The sequence below is a fragment of the Methyloversatilis sp. genome (genome assembly GCF_030696805.1).
GTDB lineage: Bacteria > Pseudomonadota > Gammaproteobacteria > Burkholderiales > Rhodocyclaceae > Methyloversatilis.
Genome location: NZ_JAUYRO010000036.1, coordinates 43,076 through 58,575, shown reverse-complemented (window position 1 = coordinate 58,575; position 15,500 = coordinate 43,076). Strand labels below are relative to the sequence as shown.

Genomic DNA, 15,500 nt, shown 5'->3' with positions numbered 1-15,500 from the left:
GGGCGTGCGGGCGGCGGCAGAACGCCGGGTAGACCGCGCTCAGCCGCGCAGGCGCGCGATCAGGCCGTCGAGCTGGTCGAGGTCGTTGAAGCGGATGGCCACCTTGCCGGCACCACGCGCGTTGGCCTGCACACTGACCACGGCGCCCAGCAGGTCGGACAGTTCCTCTTCCAGCCGCGCCAGATCGCGCGGCACGCTGGCCGCGCGCTTGCCGCCCTGTTCGGCCACACCGCCCTGCGCCACCAGCTTTTCGGTGTCGCGCACGGTCAGGCCCTGCGCCACGACGCGATTGGCCAGCGCAATCTGGTCGGCGCGCGGCAGCGTCAAGAGCGCGCGCGCATGGCCCATGTCGAGGTCGCCGGTGATCAGCTGTTCCTGTACCGGCTCGGCCAGCTGCAGCAGTCGCAGCAGATTGGTGGTGGCCGATCGCGAGCGGCCGATTGCTGTGGCCGCCTGCTCATGCGTCATGCCGAATTCGTCGATCAGCCGCTGCACGCCGGCCGCCTCCTCGAGCGGATTCAGGTTCTCGCGCTGGATGTTCTCGATCAGGCTCATCGCCAGCGCGGCTTCGTCGGCGATCTCGCGCACCAGCGCCGGCACTTCGGTCAGCCCGGCCAGCTGTGCGGCACGCCAGCGGCGTTCGCCGGCGATGATTTCGAAGCGCTCGCGCGCGACCTCGCGCACCAGGATGGGCTGCATGATGCCCTGCGCGCGGATCGACTCGGCCAGCTCTTCGAGCGAGCCGGGATCCATTCGCGTGCGTGGCTGGTACTTGCCCGGCTGCAGGGCGCCGACTGCCAATGTTCGCAGCTCGCCGGCGTTGCCCGACTCGCCGGAATTGCCGGCCAGCAGTGCGTCCAGCCCGCGGCCGAGACCTTTCTGTTTGGGTGGGGTCATTGTTTGCCTTCTTCTTTTATGGCGGATGTACGCCGCTAGAGGGTTTTCACCCGCTCGATCATTTCCTGCGCGAACGCGGTGTAGGCCTGTGCCCCCTTGGCGCTCTTGTCGAACAACACCCCCGGCACGCCGTAGCTGGGCGCCTCGGCCAGGCGGACGTTGCGCGGGACGACCGTTTTGAACACCTTGTCGCCGAAGTGCGATTCGAGCTGGGCTGATACCTGTTGCGACAGCGTGCTGCGCGGGTCGAACATGACGCGCAGCAGGCCGATCACCTTCAGGTCGCGGTTCAGGTTGGCATGCACCTTCTTGATGGTATTCACCAGATCGGACAGGCCTTCGAGCGCGTAGTACTCGCACTGCATCGGAATGATGACGCCGTGCGCCGCGCACAGACCATTCAGCGTCAGCAGGCTCAGGCTGGGCGGGCAATCGATCAGCACGAAGTCGTAATCGTCTGCGCACTCCGAAATGGCATTCTTCAATCGGTTTTCCCGATTTTCAATCTGGACCAGCTCGACTTCTGCACCCGCCAGATCGCGGTTGGCCGGCAGCACGTCCAGACCGGCATGCGGGCTGGCGACGCGCGCTTCGGCGAGCGAGGCAAGGCCAAGCAGCACCGGGTAGACGCTGGACTTGAGCGCGCGCTTGTCGACGCCGGCACCCATCGTGGCGTTGCCCTGGGGATCGAGGTCGACCAGCAGCGTGCGCTGGCCAGCTTGACCCAGCGCGGCGGCGAGGTTGACGCTGGTCGTCGTCTTGCCGACCCCGCCTTTCTGGTTGGCGATCGCAAAAATGCGCGGCATCGGCCGGTCAGCCTGCAGCGGGCACGCGGGCAAGCCACAGCAGATGACGCGCGCCCTCGACGCCCGGCACCTGCAGTTCCTCGGCCCGGCGCAAGGCCCAGCCGGCGGGAATGGCGCGCACTTCCTCATCCGGGTAAACGCCCTTCATCGCCAGCATCTGGCCGTCGGGCTTCAGCAGATGTCCGGCCACCTTGATGAAATCGGCCAGATCGCCAAAGGCGCGCGACACGATGAAGTCACGGCTCTGCGACAGCTCGACCGCTTCGGCGCGCGCAATCTGCACGTCGAAGTTCTCCAGGCCGAGGTCGATGCGTACCTGCTGCTGGAACGACGCCTTCTTCGAATTCGGCTCGACTGACAGCACATCGAGGTCGGGCCGCGCGATGGCCAGCGGAATGCCCGGCACGCCGCCACCGGAACCGATGTCGATCAGCGTCGAACCGTCCGGAATGAAGCGGGCAATCGACAGCGCATCGAGCAGGTGATGCGTCAGCATGCGCGACTCTTCGCGGATCGCGGTGAGGTTGTACACCGCGTTCCACTTGGCCATCAGCGCGATGAAACGCAGCAGTCGCGTTTGCGCGGCAGCGGGAATCGACAGGTCGAGGACGTTGAGGCCGGCGGCCAGTTCGGTTTGCAAGGTCATGGGCAGATCGCTTGGGGCAACTTCATTTTGGGGTCGGCTCAGCGGCTCAGGCCGCGCTGCGCACGGCCTGACGCTTCTTCAGGTGTACCAGCAGCAGCGATATCGCGGCCGGCGTGATGCCCTGGATGCGCGAGGCCTGGCCCAGCGTTTCCGGGCGGTGCTGCACCAGCTTCTGGCGCACCTCGCGCGACAGGCCGGTCACGGCGGCGTAATCCATGTCATCAGGCAGGCGCGTGTCTTCTGTGGCGCGCAAGCGCTCGACTTCGTCCTGCTGGCGATCGATGTAACCCTGGTACTTGGCCAGGATGTCCAGCTGTTCGATTGCGTCGATGTCAGTGATCGGCTCGGGCGCGCCCGGCAGCGTCATCAGCGCGGCATAGCTCACGTCCGGCCGGCGCAACAGATCGAACAGCGAATACTCGTGCTCGATCGGCTTGCCGAGCACACGGATGGCGTCGCTCGCCGGAACGGTGTCCGGGCGTACCCAGGTCGCGCGCAGGCGCTGCGTTTCACCGGCGATCGCGTCGCGCTTGCGGTTGTAGGCATCCCAGCGCGCGTCGTCGATCAAGCCCATGTCGCGCGCGACGTCGGTCAGCCGCAGGTCGGCGTTGTCTTCACGCAGACTGAGCCGGTACTCGGCGCGCGACGTGAACATGCGGTAGGGCTCGGACACGCCGCGCGTGATCAGGTCATCGACCAGCACGCCCAGGTAGGCCTCGCTGCGCGCCGGGCACCATGCATCGAGGTCGCGCACCTGACGCGCCGCGTTCAGACCGGCCAGCAGGCCCTGCGCAGCCGCCTCTTCGTAGCCGGTCGTGCCATTGATCTGACCGGCAAAGAACAGGCCGTTGATCGCCCGGGTTTCAAGCGAGGACTTCAGACCGCGCGGATCGTAGTAGTCGTACTCGATGGCGTAGCCGGGCCGCAGGATGTGGGCGTTCTCAAGACCTGGAATGCTGCGCACCAGATCGATCTGAACGTCAAACGGAAGCGATGTCGAAATGCCGTTCGGATACACCTCGTGCGTCGTCAGGCCTTCCGGTTCCAGGAAGATGTTGTGGCTGTCGCGATCGGCGAAGCGGTGGATCTTGTCCTCGATGCTCGGGCAGTAGCGCGGACCGACGCCTTCGATCACGCCGGTGTACATCGGCGAGCGATCAAGACCGCCGCGGATGATGTCGTGCGTGCGCGTCGTGGTGTGCGTGATCCAGCATGGCAACTGGCGCGGATGCATGGCGCGCTTGCCGATGAAGCTGAACACCGGCACCGGGTCATCGCCCGGCTGCGCTTCCATCAACGAATAATCGATGCTGCGACCGTCTATGCGCGGTGGCGTGCCGGTCTTCAGGCGACCTTGCGGCAGCGCAAGTTCCTTCAGCTTTTCGGCCAGGCGGATCGCGGGTGGATCGCCTGCGCGACCGGCGGAATGGTTCTCCAGACCGACATGTACCCGGCCATTCAGGAAGGTGCCGGCAGTCAGCACAACCGACCGCGCACGGAAGCGGATACCGACTTCGGTCACGACGCCGGCGACACGGTCGCCGTCCATGATCAGATCGGCGGCAGCCTGCTGGAACAGATCGAGGTTCGGCTGATTTTCAAGCCGGCTGCGGATGGCCGCCTTGTACAGAACGCGGTCGGCCTGGGCGCGCGTGGCGCGCACCGCCGGGCCCTTGCTGGCATTGAGTGTGCGGAACTGTATGCCAGACTCGTCGGTAGCCAGCGCCATCGCACCGCCGAGCGCATCGACTTCCTTCACCAGATGACCTTTGCCGATGCCGCCGATCGACGGATTGCACGACATCTGGCCCAGCGTTTCGATGTTGTGCGTCAGCAGCAGCGTGCGCACGCCCGACCGCGCAGCCGCCAGCGCGGCTTCGGTACCGGCATGGCCGCCGCCAATGACGATCACGTCGTAACGGGTCGGGAAATCCATTTTCGCTGCAATGCAAAATAAGACGAAGGGGCTGAATGATACGACCGAAGGCAACGATCACCAAGGTCGCACGCCCTTGTAGCCTTGCAAGTTCTTACAGTTGCTTACGGCGCAAAGCGTCCGCGCTCACTACGCTTGTGACGTGTTCACCAAGAGTGAGAACCATGAAAACCCTCAGTTCGGTACTTGCTGCGCTCACATTGACTTTCAGCGGCGTTGCCATGGCTGACCGCGATGACTGGCGTGGCCACCGCGGCGACCGCCACCACGGCTACCAGAAAGACTACCGTGGGCATCATGACTTCGGCCGCCATCACCGTGGCCACGGCCATCGTCATTACGGTCCACGGGTGAGCAACCACTACTATGGTGGGCCTGCCTACTACGTCGCACCACCGCCGCGCTACTACGGCTATGGCGGTTACGGTCATCACGGCTATCGCGGTGGTAGTGGGGTGACCATCGTGCTGCCGCCAATCCGCTTCGGTCATTGATTGTTTATCGGCTACATCTGAACGATGTTTCACGTGAAACATCGTTCAGGTGGACAACACATCCCAGGTCAAACGCGCGATCAGCACACTGACCACAACAATGAAAACGCGGCGCACGAACAGTGCGCCGTTTTTCATTGCAAGGTGGGCTCCGACCCATGCGCCAGCAAGATTGGCCAGCGCCATCACGGCCGCCACCTTGATCATGATCGCTCCCACCGGCACGAACCAGCACAGCGCCGCCAGATTGGTGCTGACGTTGACGACCTTGGCGGCGGCCGACGCACGCAGGAAATCCCACGCATAGCAGCGGATGAACAGAAAGATCAGGAAGCTGCCCGTACCGGGCCCGAAGAAACCGTCGTAGAAGCCGATCGCCGCGCCCAATACAAGTGCAAGCATCGGGTGCGCCTTGCGTTCGACGCTGCGCGACGAAGCGCCGAAGTCCTTCTTCTTCAGCGTGTAGCCAAGCACGGCGACCAAAAGCACGATGACCAACGGTCGCAACATTTGCGGCGGGAACAGACCGACCGCTGCGGCACCGGCAAATGACGCGACGAACGCAGCCAGGGCAGCACGCCAGAGCACGCGCCAATCCATGTCGACCTTGCCAAGATAGCGGCGCGCCGCGAAGGCCGTCCCGACAATGCTTACTGCCTTGTTGGTGCCGAACAGGGTCGCCGGCGCGACGCCCGGGAAAACGTTGAACAGCAGCGGTATCTGCACCAAGCCGCCGCCGCCGACCATGGCATCGACAAGTCCCGCAAAGAATGCGCCGACGAACAACAGGGTGAAGTCAGCGAACAAAACGAAGTTCCGGTTGTTTCACGTGGAACATCACTTGCCGATGCAGAAGCGGGAGAAGATTTCGCCCAGAAGATCATCCGGTGTGAATTCGCCGGTGATGTCACCCAGGGCACGGTGGGCGAGCCGCAATTCTTCAGCGAACAGATCCAGCTGCAACACCTTGCCAGCGATACAGGTACGCGCAACGTCCAGCCTGTCTATCGCCCTATCGAGCGCATGCAAGTGCCGGGCACGGGCAGACAACGCATCTTCCGCGCCGCCGTGCCAGCCGATGCAATCAAGCAAGGCTGTGCGAAGCAGATTCAGCCCGGCACCTTCGCGGGCTGACAGCCAGATCGACACGACATCGCCCGAGATTTCCGTGCTTGGCGCGGCTCCGGTGAGATCGATCTTGTTGAATACACGTATGCGCTTCAATCCAGCTGGCAGACCATCCTCTATCAGGCGTGCAGCCGCATCCAGCCCGGTCGTCGCGTCGATCAGGTGCACCACTGCATGCGCACGATCGAGCTCGCGCCGCGTACGCGCGATGCCGGCCTGTTCGACCGGATCGGTCGTGTCGCGCAGGCCGGCAGTGTCGATGATGTGAAGCGGAACACCGTCGATGGAAATCAGCTCGCGCAAGGTGTCGCGAGTGGTGCCGGCGATATCGGTCACGATGGCGCGATCCTCACCGGACAGCGCATTGAGCAGGCTCGATTTGCCGACGTTCGGCGCGCCGGCCAGCACAACCGTCAGTCCATCGCGCAGCACCGCGCCGCAGCGCGCTCTTTCGCGCAACGCGCCGACCGCCCGCATCACCTCGTCGAGCTTGCGCCGTGCGCCCGACTGTTCGATGAATTCGACGTCTTCTTCGGGAAAGTCCAGCGTCGCCTCGACGAACAGTCGCAGATTGACCAGTGCGTCTTCCAGCTGATGAACGTGGCGCGAGAACTCCCCGTCCAGCGAGCGCATGGCCGAGCGGGCCGCCGATGACGTACTCGCATCGATCAGGTCCGCCACCGCTTCAGCCTGGGCCAGATCGATGCGGTCGTTGAGGAAAGCACGTTCGGTGAATTCGCCCGGGCGGGCAGGGCGGGCACCCAGTTCGAAGCAGCGTGCAAGCACCGATTGCAACACCGCACCGCCGCCATGGCCGTGCAGTTCGAGCACATTCTCTCCGGTGTAGGACGCCGGCGCCGCGAACCAGAGCGCGATGCCGTGATCCAGCACCGCACCGTCGCCTGCCAGAAACTTCAGGAAGGAAGCCTGACGCGCAGGCGGCAGCCGGCCGAGCACGCCAAGTGCAACATCGGCCGCCCCACTGCCGGACACCCGTACAACGCCGATGCCGCCACGACCGGACGCGGTGGCGATGGCGGCGATGGTATCGCTGGGGTGCCTGACTGGATGCATGATCTCTGGGGTCCGTTAACGAATAGGGCGCCGCGCCCACAATACAACCCGCCGTGGGTGATTGCAGTCGCGGCGCCCTGGGCGCCGGAACGAAAGTCTGCGGGATCAGGTCTTCGCCGTCTTGCCGCTTTCGATCATGCGGGTGATCTGCCACTGCTGGGCGATCGACAGCACGTTGTTCACTACCCAGTACAGCACAAGACCGGACGGGAAGAAGAGGAACATGCCGGTGAATACGATCGGCAGGAACAGCATCACCTTGGCCTGGATCGGGTCCGGCGGCGTCGGATTCAGCTTGGTCTGCACGAACATCGTGACGCCCATGATGATGGGCAGGACGAAGTAGGGATCCTTGATCGACAGATCGGTGATCCAGCCTATCCACGGCGCGTTGCGCATTTCGACGCTGCCCAGCAGCACCCAGTAAAGCGCGATGAACACCGGTATCTGCACCACGATGGGCAGGCAGCCGCCCAGCGGATTGATCTTCTCGGTCTTGTACAGCTCCATCATTTCCTGCTGCATGCGCATGCGGTCGCCGCCATGGCGTTCCTTGATCTGCTGCATGCGCGGCGTGACCACGCGCAGCTTGGCCATCGAGCGATAACTGGCGGCCGACAGCGGGAAGAAGATGGCCTTGATCAGAATCGTCAACAGAATGATGGCCCAGCCCCAGTTGCCGACCATGTCATGCAGCTTCTCCAGCACCCAGTGCATCGGCGAAGCGATGATGGTCAGGAAACCGTAATCGACCACCAGATCGAGGCCGGGCGCCAACGCAACCAGATCCTCCTGGATCTGGGGGCCGGCGTAAAGCGGCACCTCGATCGACGACGACCCGCCGGGTGCAGCCGCCGCCAAAGGCACGACGACACCGGCTGTAAAGAGGTCATTGCCTACCTTGCGTGCAAAGAATTCGCGATCGGAGCCCTTCGGCGGCACGAAGGCACTGACGAAATAGTGCTGCACCAGCGCCACCCAGCCATCCGGCGCCTTGGTGACAAACTTTGCCGAATTGTCGGCGATGTCCGAAAAGTCGATCTTCTGGTACTTGCCCTGATCGGTGTAGAAGGCCGGGCCCGTGAAGGTGCTCAACATTGCGTTGCCGCCCGCGGTCGGCTTGCCGTCGCGCAGCAGCTGGAAGTAAGCATGCGCGCTAACCGGCGCCTGCGACGCATTTGCCACTTCGTAGCGGGTGACGATCTGATAGCTGCCGCGGGTGAACGTCAGCACCTTGGCCACGGTGACGCCTTCGCCACCGGGTGCCGTCATGCGCAGCTCGACTTTGTCCTGGCCATCGGCCAGCGCCAGCTCACCTTCCGGCAACTGGAAAACCGTCTTGTGGGTCGGCAGCCCTTCACCAATCAGGCCGCTCTGCGCGTGATAAAGGTGGGCACCTCCATTGTCGAGCAGCACGAAGTTGCCGGTCGCCTCGGGGCCTGCCTTGTGCTGCAGCAGTTCGAGCCGGATGATCGAACCGCCCTCGGCCGACACATCGGCGATGAACAGATCGGTCACCACGCGGGTCGCGGTCTTCTGCGCCACCACCGGCACGGCCGGTACATCGGTTGCGCCAGCCGGCGTGCTCACGGTGGGCACCGGTGCCTGGGCACCCGGCGACTGAGCAACCGCGTCGGCGGTGGGTGCTGCCGCGACCGGTGGCTGCGACTGGCGCTGCCAGCCGTCCCACAGCATGAACAGCGAAAACAGGAAAACGATCAACAGGGCGGAGCGTTGGGTATCCATCTGGGGAATCGTCGGAAAAATGCGTCGTTGAGTGGAAAGCGATCGTGGAAGCGGCCGGGAAGACCCGATGCTCAAGGCACCGGATCATGCCCCCCGGGGTTCCACGGATGGCAGCGCGCAATGCGCCTGAGCGACAGCCAGCCACCACGCAGGGTGCCGTGGTGGCGAATCGCTTCGGTGGCGTATTCGGAACAGCTGGGCAGAAAACGGCAATTCGCACCCAGCATGGGACTGATGGCGTAGCGATACACGGCAAGTACGGACAGCAGAAGACTTTTCAACTGGCTGGCTCCGGAACAGGCGGCTTCCCGCTGGACGGCCCGGCATCGGGCACTACGGCCGGCGGACGCATCCGGCCAAAAAGCTGGTCAAGCTCTGCCCGCAGCGCCTTGCGGTCAAGGCCTTCGGGCCGTGAATTCAAGCGCAGCACCAGATCGAGCGGCCGCAGTCCAGGTCGCGCGTGGCGGAATGCTTCGCGCGCCAGACGCTTGACCAGATTGCGATCATGCGCGCGTTTCAGGTGCCGCTTGGCGACCACGACGCCCAGACGCGCTCCGTTCTCGACATCCGCTCCGGTGATGTTCACCGGACCGTAATGGATCACGAAATGGCGACTGCGCTGTGTGCGCCGTAAAGCAAAAACGGATGAAAACTCATCCGTTTTTCTGAGCCGGAATACCGGGCGAAAACTGAACGTTTCTCGCGGCGGCTTTTCGGGTAGTTCTGCCGTGCCGGCTTCGCTCACGTTGCATTTACCTTCCGGCTTGCTGCCGGATGGCAAACGACCGGACGATTACAACCATGGCGCGCGGGCGGCGGCTGAAAAATCGAACCGCTTTAGACCGCGAGCCGGACGCGGCCCTTGGCGCGACGTGCGCGGATGACGGCGCGACCACCGCGGGTGCGCATGCGTTCGAGGAAACCGTGGGTGCGGGCACGGCGGACAGATGACGGCTGGTATGTGCGTTTCATGGCCTGCTCACTATGTATACGGAAAAGCCCGCGATTACAGCGCAACATCTGCGCCTTGTCAATCGCCCCGCAGCGGCGCGGGTTTGGCCGGTGTGGATAAGCAGGGCCGAAAGCGCTAGAATCCGTCACTCAAAACAGCTGGCAAAAGCGGACCCGGGCCACCGGTCACCGCAGTGCCCGGAACACCGCAGAGAGGCGATCCTTCATCACGGATCGACTGTTCCGGGTCAGGTCACAAAGCTGTGCCATACCCCCTAGAAATCGACCCGGCGACCTCGCAGACCATGATGCAACAGTTTTGGGCAGTCTGCCTCAGCCGCTTCGAGCAGGAACTTCCCGCGCAACAATTTCACACCTGGATCAAAGGCTTGCGCATCGATCCGTGCGCAGATACCGAAACCGAATCACTGGCGCTGGTCGCCCCGAACCGCTTCGTCCTGCAATGGGTGCGCGAACGCTACGTGTCACGCATCGAAGCACTGGGTCTCGAATATTTTTCGCAACCCGTATCCGTGCGCCTCAGTCTGCCCCAGGCAGGCAGTCAGGCGAGTGACGCTGCCGACGCGCCCATTCTGGTGCCGTCTTCGCCGTCGGAGCCGCGTGTGCGCCAGACGCATCTGCGTGCCGACGGTGAAGAAACCACCCGCGTCACGCCGCCGGCCATCATCAAGTCAAATGGCGACGCGCAGTCCGACCGCAACGAACGCAACCGCGGCCGGCCTGATGAACGTGACCGCTCGCGGCTGAACCCGGGTTTCACCTTCGACAACCTGGTGACCGGCCGTGCCAACGAACTGGCGCGCGCAGCAGCCATACAGGTCGCGCAGAACCCGGGCATGTCCTACAACCCCATCTTCATCTACGGTGGTGTCGGGCTGGGCAAGACGCACATGGTGCACGCGCTGGGCAACGAGGTGATGCGGCACAACCCGGACGCGGTCGTCCGCTACGTGCATGCCGACGACTACTACGCCGACGTGGTGCGCGCCTACCAGCAGAAGAGCTTCGACGCCTTCAAGCGCTATTACCGCTCGCTCGACGTGCTGCTGATCGACGACATCCAGTTCTTCAACAACAAGACGCGCACGCAGGAAGAGTTTTTCTACGCGTTCAATGCGCTGACCGACGGCAAGAAACAGATCGTCATCACCTGTGACACCTATCCGAAGAACATCCAGGGCGTCGAAGAGCGTCTGACGACGCGCTTTGGCTGGGGGCTCACGGTGCAGATCGAGCCGCCCGAACTCGAAATGCGGGTGGCCATCCTGAAGAAGAAGGCCGAGATGGAACGCGTGAAGGTGGGTGACGACGTCGCCTTCCTGGTCGCCAAGAACATCCGCAGCAATGTGCGCGAGCTCGAAGGCGCGCTGAAGAAGATCATCGCCTTCGCCCACTTCCACACAGTCCCGATCACGCTGGAAGTGGCCCGCGAGGCGCTGAAGGACCTGCTGGGCGCGCACAACCGGCAGATCACACTCGAATTCATCCAGAAGACCGTCGCCGATTACTTCAAGATCAAGGTGTCGGAGATGTATTCGAAGAAGCGCACGCGTGCCATCGCGCGGCCGCGCCAGGTCGCCATGTGGCTGGCCAAGGACCTGACGCCCGAAAGCTATCCGGCGATCGGCGAAGCGTTCGGCGGGCGCGACCATACGACCGTGCTGCATGCCTGCCGCACCATTGCCGACCTGAGGCTGAAGGATGAAGTACTCAATCATGACCTGCACGTGCTCGTGCAGACCTTGCGCAAATAGCCGGAGACTGCCGCAAAAAGATGTGGAGGAAACGGTATTGAAGCTGTACGGATAAACAGGCATTGAAACGTGTATGGCAGCTGTGGATAAGCAGGGTGTTTTCAGCGGGCCACGGTTTCATCCACATTTGTTCAAGCGCAGATCCGGCAGTTGTACAGACAACGATACATACTGCAAGCAACTGAAAATAATAAGAATTAAGGTGTTCTCCACAGAAAATGGTCGACGTTAACGGTTTACAGAGGTTTATAAAATGCTCTTAATGAAGATAGAACGCGAACAGCTGCTGCGTCCGCTGCAGTCGGTCAGCGGCATCGTCGAGAAGCGCCACACCCTGCCCATCCTGTCCAACGTCCTGATCGAAACCGAGGGCGATGCGCTCACGCTGCTGGCCACCGACATCGAAATCCAGATCCGTACCCGGACCACCGGCAGCATCAGCGCCGCCCAGCCGGCTGCGCTGACGGTCGCCGCCCGCAAGCTGCAGGACATCCTGCGTGCCCTGCCGGAAGGGCAGGAGGTCAGCCTCGACGCCGACGACCGCAAGCTCACGGTGCGCTGCGGCAAGAGCCGCTTCACGCTGCAGACGCTGCCGGCGCAGGACTACCCGCGCATGCAGGTCGCCGAGGGCGAAACCGTCAAGCTCAGCCTGACCCAGCGCAAGCTCAAACGCCTGCTGTCGCTGGTGCAGTACTCGATGGCCCAGCAGGACATCCGCTACTACCTGAACGGCCTGCTGCTGGCCGTCGGCAGCGAGGAACTGCGGCTGGTCGCGACCGACGGCCACCGTCTGGCCTACGTGTCCGAAGCGCTGCCCGGCGTGACCGACAAGCTCGACGTGATCCTGCCGCGCAAGACCGTGCTCGAACTGTCGCGCCAGCTGGCCGACACCGACGACCCGGTCGACATCGAACTGGGCGGCAACCAGGCGCGCCTGCGCTTCGGCTCGGTCGAGCTCATTTCGAAGCTGATCGATGGCAAGTTTCCCGACTACGAACGCGTGATTCCGAAGGACCACCCGAAGGAAATCATGCTGCAGCGCGCGTCCTTCCTGCCGGCGCTGCAGCGTGCCGCCATCCTGACCAACGAAAAGTTCAAGGGTGTGCGCGTCGTGCTGTCGTCCGGCCTGCTCAAGCTCATTTCGAGCAATGCCGAGCAGGAAGAGGCGCAGGAAGAGCTGGAAGTCGATTACACCGGCGACGCCCTCGACATCGGATTCAACGTGAGCTACCTGCTCGACGTGCTCGGCAACGTGGCCGGCGACACCCTGAGCCTGCGCCTGAATGACGGCAACAGCAGCGCGCTGATCACGCTGCCCGGCACCGACGGCTTCAAGTACGTCGTGATGCCGATGCGCGTGTAAGCCGCGCCGCCTGCACCACCGCCCGGCCTTCGCGCCGGGCTTCGTGTTTTTTGATGGACCCCGCGCACCTCGTGCGCAGCACCGGAATACGCCATGTCTGACGAGCTCACACCGAATGTCCCCGAAGCGCCCAAGGTCCCGGAGGCTCCCGACGCCGACGCCTACGGCGAAGGCAGCATCCAGATCCTCGAAGGGCTGGAGGCCGTGCGCAAGCGGCCGGGCATGTACATCGGCGACACGTCGGACGGCACCGGTCTGCATCACCTGGTGTTCGAAGTGGTCGACAACTCGATCGACGAGGCGCTGGCCGGCCACTGCGACGACATCGTGATCACCATCCACACCGACAATTCGATTTCGGTGACCGACAACGGCCGCGGCATTCCGACCGGCATCAAGTTCGACGACAAGCACGAACCGAAGCGCTCCGCCGCTGAAATCGCGCTGACCGAACTGCACGCCGGCGGCAAGTTCAACCAGAACTCGTACAAGGTGTCCGGCGGCCTGCACGGCGTGGGCGTGAGCTGCGTCAATGCGCTTTCGAAGTGGCTGCGCCTGACGGTGCGCCGCGACGGCAAGAAGCACTTCATGGAATTCGAGCGCGGCGTGCCGGTCGAGCGCCTGCTCGAGGTGCAGAACGGCGTCGAAGTGTCGCCGCTGAAGGTGCTGGGCGCGTCCGAAAAGCGCGGCACCGAAGTGCACTTCCTGGCCGACGAAACCATCTTCGACAACATCGAATTCCACTACGACATCCTGGCCAAGCGGCTGCGCGAACTGTCGTTCCTGAACAACGGCGTCAAGATCAAGCTGGTCGACCAGCGCAATAGCAAGGAAGAAGATTTCGCCTTCCTCGGTGGCGCGCGCGGTTTCGTCGAATACATCAACCGCAACAAGACCGCGCTGCACCCCAATGTGTTCTGCAGCGCCGGCGCGTCGATGCAGGGCAATGTGCAGATCGACGTCGAAGTCGCGATGCAGTGGAACGACAGCTACGCCGAACAGGTGCTGTGCTTCACCAACAACATTCCGCAGACCGATGGCGGCACCCACCTGACCGGGCTGCGCGCGGCGATGACCCGCATCATCAACAAGTACATCGAAGAACACGAAATCGCCAAGAAGGCCAAGGTCGAAATCACCGGCGACGACATGCGCGAAGGTCTGGCCTGCGTGCTGTCGGTGAAGATGCCCGACCCGAAGTTCGCGTCGCAGACCAAGATGAAGCTGGTGTCATCCGAAGCGCGTCCGGCAGTCGAGGAAGTGGTGGCGCAAAAGCTCACCGACTTCCTGCAGGAACGTCCGAACGACGCCAAGACCATCTGCGGCAAGATCGTCGAGGCCGCGCGTGCGCGCGACGCCGCCCGCAAGGCACGCGACATGACGCGCCGCAAGGGCATCCTCGACTCCTTCGGCCTGTCGGGCAAGCTGGCTGACTGCCAGGAGAAGGACCCGGCCAATGCCGAGCTCTACCTGGTCGAGGGTGACTCCGCCGGCGGCTCCGCCAAGCAGGGCCGCGACCGGAAGTTCCAGGCCATCCTGCCACTGAAGGGCAAGATCCTGAACGTCGAAAAGGCGCGCTTCGACAAGCTCATTTCCAGCCAGGAAATCGTCACGCTGATCCAGACCCTGGGCACCGGCATCGGCAAGGACGAATACAAGCCGGAAAAGCTGCGCTACCACCGCATCATCATCATGACCGACGCCGACGTCGACGGCGCCCACATCCGCACCCTGCTGCTGACCTTCTTCTACCGCCAGATGCCCGAACTGGTCGAAGGCGGCCACATCTACATCGCGCAGCCGCCGCTGTACAAGATCAAGCACGGCCGCACCGAGCTGTACGTGAAAGACGACCACGAGCTGAACCAGTACCTGCTCAAGCTGGCGTTCGACGAATCCAGCCTGGTGCCGCGCGAGGGTGCCGAGCCGCTGTCCGGCAGCGCCTTCGAAGAAATGGCGCGCGAATACCTGCTGGCCGAAGCCATCGTCGAACGTCTGGCCGAGTACGCCGACGGCGAACTGCTGCGCACGCTGCTCGAACACAACATCGCGCTCAGCCTCGACGACGAAGCCGCCGCCCGCGACAGCGCCGCCCGGCTCGCCGCCAAGCTCCCGTCCAGTGTCACCCTGCTGGCCGAATACAACGACAAGACCGAAGCCTGGCAACTGCGCATCGAGCGCATGCACCACGGCAACCGCAAGATCGGCCGCGTCGACAGCGAATTCCTGTTGTCAGGTGACTACCAGCGCATCCGCCACGCCGCCGAACTGATCGCCGGCCTGGTCGGCCCCGGCGCCGTCGTCAAGCGCGGCGACAAGCAGCAGGACGTCGCGAGCTTCACCGAAGCCACGCGCTGGTTGCTGAACGAAGTCGAACGCAACCTCGGCAAGCAGCGCTACAAGGGCCTGGGCGAAATGAACCCGGAACAGCTCTGGGAAACCACGATGGACCCGACCGTGCGCCGCCTGCTGAAGGTACAGATCGACGACGCCATCGCCGCCGACGAAATCTTCACCACGCTGATGGGCGACAACGTCGAGCCGCGCAGGGCGTTCATCGAGAACAACGCGCTGAACGCGCGGAATATTGATGTTTGAAGCTGGTGTCGGATGACACGGAAAGTGAATTTCCTGCCACGTTAGTGCGAAATCGCTGACACAGATAGTGACAAAAGCTCCCGAGG

The 15,500-nt window shown here is 63.4% G+C and carries 14 protein-coding genes; 4 read left to right on the top strand and 10 right to left on the bottom strand.

Annotated elements, in window-relative coordinates; genetic code table 11:
* Window positions 1-39: 39 nt before the first annotated feature.
* The 4 genes from Q8R75_RS04945 to mnmG are packed head-to-tail and all read right to left on the bottom strand — an operon-like array spanning window position 40 to window position 4,285.
* Entirely contained in the window at window positions 40-897 is an 858-nt protein-coding gene (locus Q8R75_RS04945; protein ID WP_305614085.1) for a ParB/RepB/Spo0J family partition protein, read from the bottom strand.
* Between the two features lie 35 nt (window positions 898-932).
* On the bottom strand, window positions 933-1,703 hold the full coding sequence (locus Q8R75_RS04940; RefSeq protein ID WP_305614084.1) for an AAA family ATPase: 771 nt from the start codon (window positions 1,701-1,703) through the stop codon (window positions 933-935).
* 7 nt (window positions 1,704-1,710) lie between these two features.
* On the bottom strand, window positions 1,711-2,349 hold the full coding sequence (gene rsmG / locus Q8R75_RS04935; RefSeq protein WP_305614083.1) for a 16S rRNA (guanine(527)-N(7))-methyltransferase RsmG: 639 nt from the start codon (window positions 2,347-2,349) through the stop codon (window positions 1,711-1,713).
* A gap of 46 nt (window positions 2,350-2,395) precedes the next feature.
* Window positions 2,396-4,285: a tRNA uridine-5-carboxymethylaminomethyl(34) synthesis enzyme MnmG gene (gene mnmG, locus Q8R75_RS04930; protein ID WP_305614082.1), complete on the bottom strand. Its 1,890-nt coding sequence runs from the start codon at window positions 4,283-4,285 to the stop codon at window positions 2,396-2,398.
* 164 nt (window positions 4,286-4,449) lie between these two features.
* On the opposite strand from mnmG, the gene Q8R75_RS04925 reads away from it, so the two are divergent.
* Window positions 4,450-4,779, top strand: coding sequence for a hypothetical protein (locus tag Q8R75_RS04925; protein WP_305614081.1), 330 nt, complete (start codon window positions 4,450-4,452; stop codon window positions 4,777-4,779).
* A gap of 45 nt (window positions 4,780-4,824) precedes the next feature.
* Here the strand turns inward: Q8R75_RS04925 and Q8R75_RS04920 are convergent, their stop codons facing one another.
* The 6 genes from Q8R75_RS04920 to rpmH form a co-directional block, all read right to left on the bottom strand.
* Window positions 4,825-5,586: a TSUP family transporter gene (locus tag Q8R75_RS04920; RefSeq protein WP_305614080.1), complete on the bottom strand. Its 762-nt coding sequence runs from the start codon at window positions 5,584-5,586 to the stop codon at window positions 4,825-4,827.
* Between the two features lie 30 nt (window positions 5,587-5,616).
* Entirely contained in the window at window positions 5,617-6,981 is a 1,365-nt protein-coding gene (gene mnmE, locus Q8R75_RS04915; RefSeq protein WP_305614079.1) for a tRNA uridine-5-carboxymethylaminomethyl(34) synthesis GTPase MnmE, read from the bottom strand.
* Between the two features lie 105 nt (window positions 6,982-7,086).
* Window positions 7,087-8,727 (bottom strand): membrane protein insertase YidC, encoded by a 1,641-nt coding sequence (yidC, locus tag Q8R75_RS04910; protein ID WP_305614078.1) that lies wholly within the window; start codon window positions 8,725-8,727, stop codon window positions 7,087-7,089.
* 71 nt (window positions 8,728-8,798) lie between these two features.
* Complete coding sequence (yidD, locus tag Q8R75_RS04905) at window positions 8,799-9,008, bottom strand: membrane protein insertion efficiency factor YidD (RefSeq protein ID WP_305614077.1); 210 nt, start codon at window positions 9,006-9,008, stop codon at window positions 8,799-8,801.
* Window positions 9,005-9,472, bottom strand: a complete 468-nt coding sequence (gene rnpA / locus Q8R75_RS04900) for a ribonuclease P protein component (RefSeq protein ID WP_305614076.1) — start codon at window positions 9,470-9,472, stop codon at window positions 9,005-9,007. Before rnpA ends, yidD begins: the two co-directional genes overlap by 4 nt.
* Window positions 9,473-9,564: 92 nt before the next feature.
* Window positions 9,565-9,699 (bottom strand): 50S ribosomal protein L34, encoded by a 135-nt coding sequence (gene rpmH, locus Q8R75_RS04895; protein WP_083223994.1) that lies wholly within the window; start codon window positions 9,697-9,699, stop codon window positions 9,565-9,567.
* A 287-nt stretch (window positions 9,700-9,986) separates the two neighbouring features.
* On the opposite strand from rpmH, the gene dnaA reads away from it, so the two are divergent.
* The 3 genes from dnaA (at window position 9,987) to gyrB (ending at window position 15,414) form a co-directional block, all read left to right on the top strand.
* The gene (gene dnaA / locus Q8R75_RS04890) at window positions 9,987-11,453 is read left to right on the top strand and encodes a chromosomal replication initiator protein DnaA (RefSeq protein WP_305626632.1); all 1,467 of its coding nucleotides are present in this window, start codon (window positions 9,987-9,989) and stop codon (window positions 11,451-11,453) included.
* A 262-nt stretch (window positions 11,454-11,715) separates the two neighbouring features.
* Complete coding sequence (gene dnaN, locus Q8R75_RS04885; protein WP_305614134.1) at window positions 11,716-12,816, top strand: DNA polymerase III subunit beta; 1,101 nt, start codon at window positions 11,716-11,718, stop codon at window positions 12,814-12,816.
* Window positions 12,817-12,909: 93 nt separating this feature from the next.
* Window positions 12,910-15,414 carry a DNA topoisomerase (ATP-hydrolyzing) subunit B gene (gyrB, locus tag Q8R75_RS04880; RefSeq protein WP_305614074.1) on the top strand — a complete coding sequence of 835 codons (2,505 nt, stop codon included), beginning with the start codon at window positions 12,910-12,912 and terminating at the stop codon, window positions 15,412-15,414.
* Window positions 15,415-15,500 lie beyond the last annotated feature (86 nt).

Coding starts and splice junctions, on each gene's coding strand:
- Q8R75_RS04925 (WP_305614081.1), top strand. CDS start 4,450: ATGAAAACCCTCAGTTCGGTACTTGCTGCGCTCACATTGACTTTCAGC.
- Q8R75_RS04945 (WP_305614085.1), bottom strand. CDS start 897: ATGACCCCACCCAAACAGAAAGGTCTCGGCCGCGGGCTGGACGCACTG.
- mnmE (WP_305614079.1), bottom strand. CDS start 6,981: ATGCATCCAGTCAGGCACCCCAGCGATACCATCGCCGCCATCGCCACC.
- dnaN (WP_305614134.1), top strand. CDS start 11,716: ATGAAGATAGAACGCGAACAGCTGCTGCGTCCGCTGCAGTCGGTCAGC.
- rsmG (WP_305614083.1), bottom strand. CDS start 2,349: ATGACCTTGCAAACCGAACTGGCCGCCGGCCTCAACGTCCTCGACCTG.
- Q8R75_RS04940 (WP_305614084.1), bottom strand. CDS start 1,703: ATGCCGCGCATTTTTGCGATCGCCAACCAGAAAGGCGGGGTCGGCAAG.
- rpmH (WP_083223994.1), bottom strand. CDS start 9,699: ATGAAACGCACATACCAGCCGTCATCTGTCCGCCGTGCCCGCACCCAC.
- gyrB (WP_305614074.1), top strand. CDS start 12,910: ATGTCTGACGAGCTCACACCGAATGTCCCCGAAGCGCCCAAGGTCCCG.
- mnmG (WP_305614082.1), bottom strand. CDS start 4,285: ATGGATTTCCCGACCCGTTACGACGTGATCGTCATTGGCGGCGGCCAT.
- yidC (WP_305614078.1), bottom strand. CDS start 8,727: ATGGATACCCAACGCTCCGCCCTGTTGATCGTTTTCCTGTTTTCGCTG.
- dnaA (WP_305626632.1), top strand. CDS start 9,987: ATGCAACAGTTTTGGGCAGTCTGCCTCAGCCGCTTCGAGCAGGAACTT.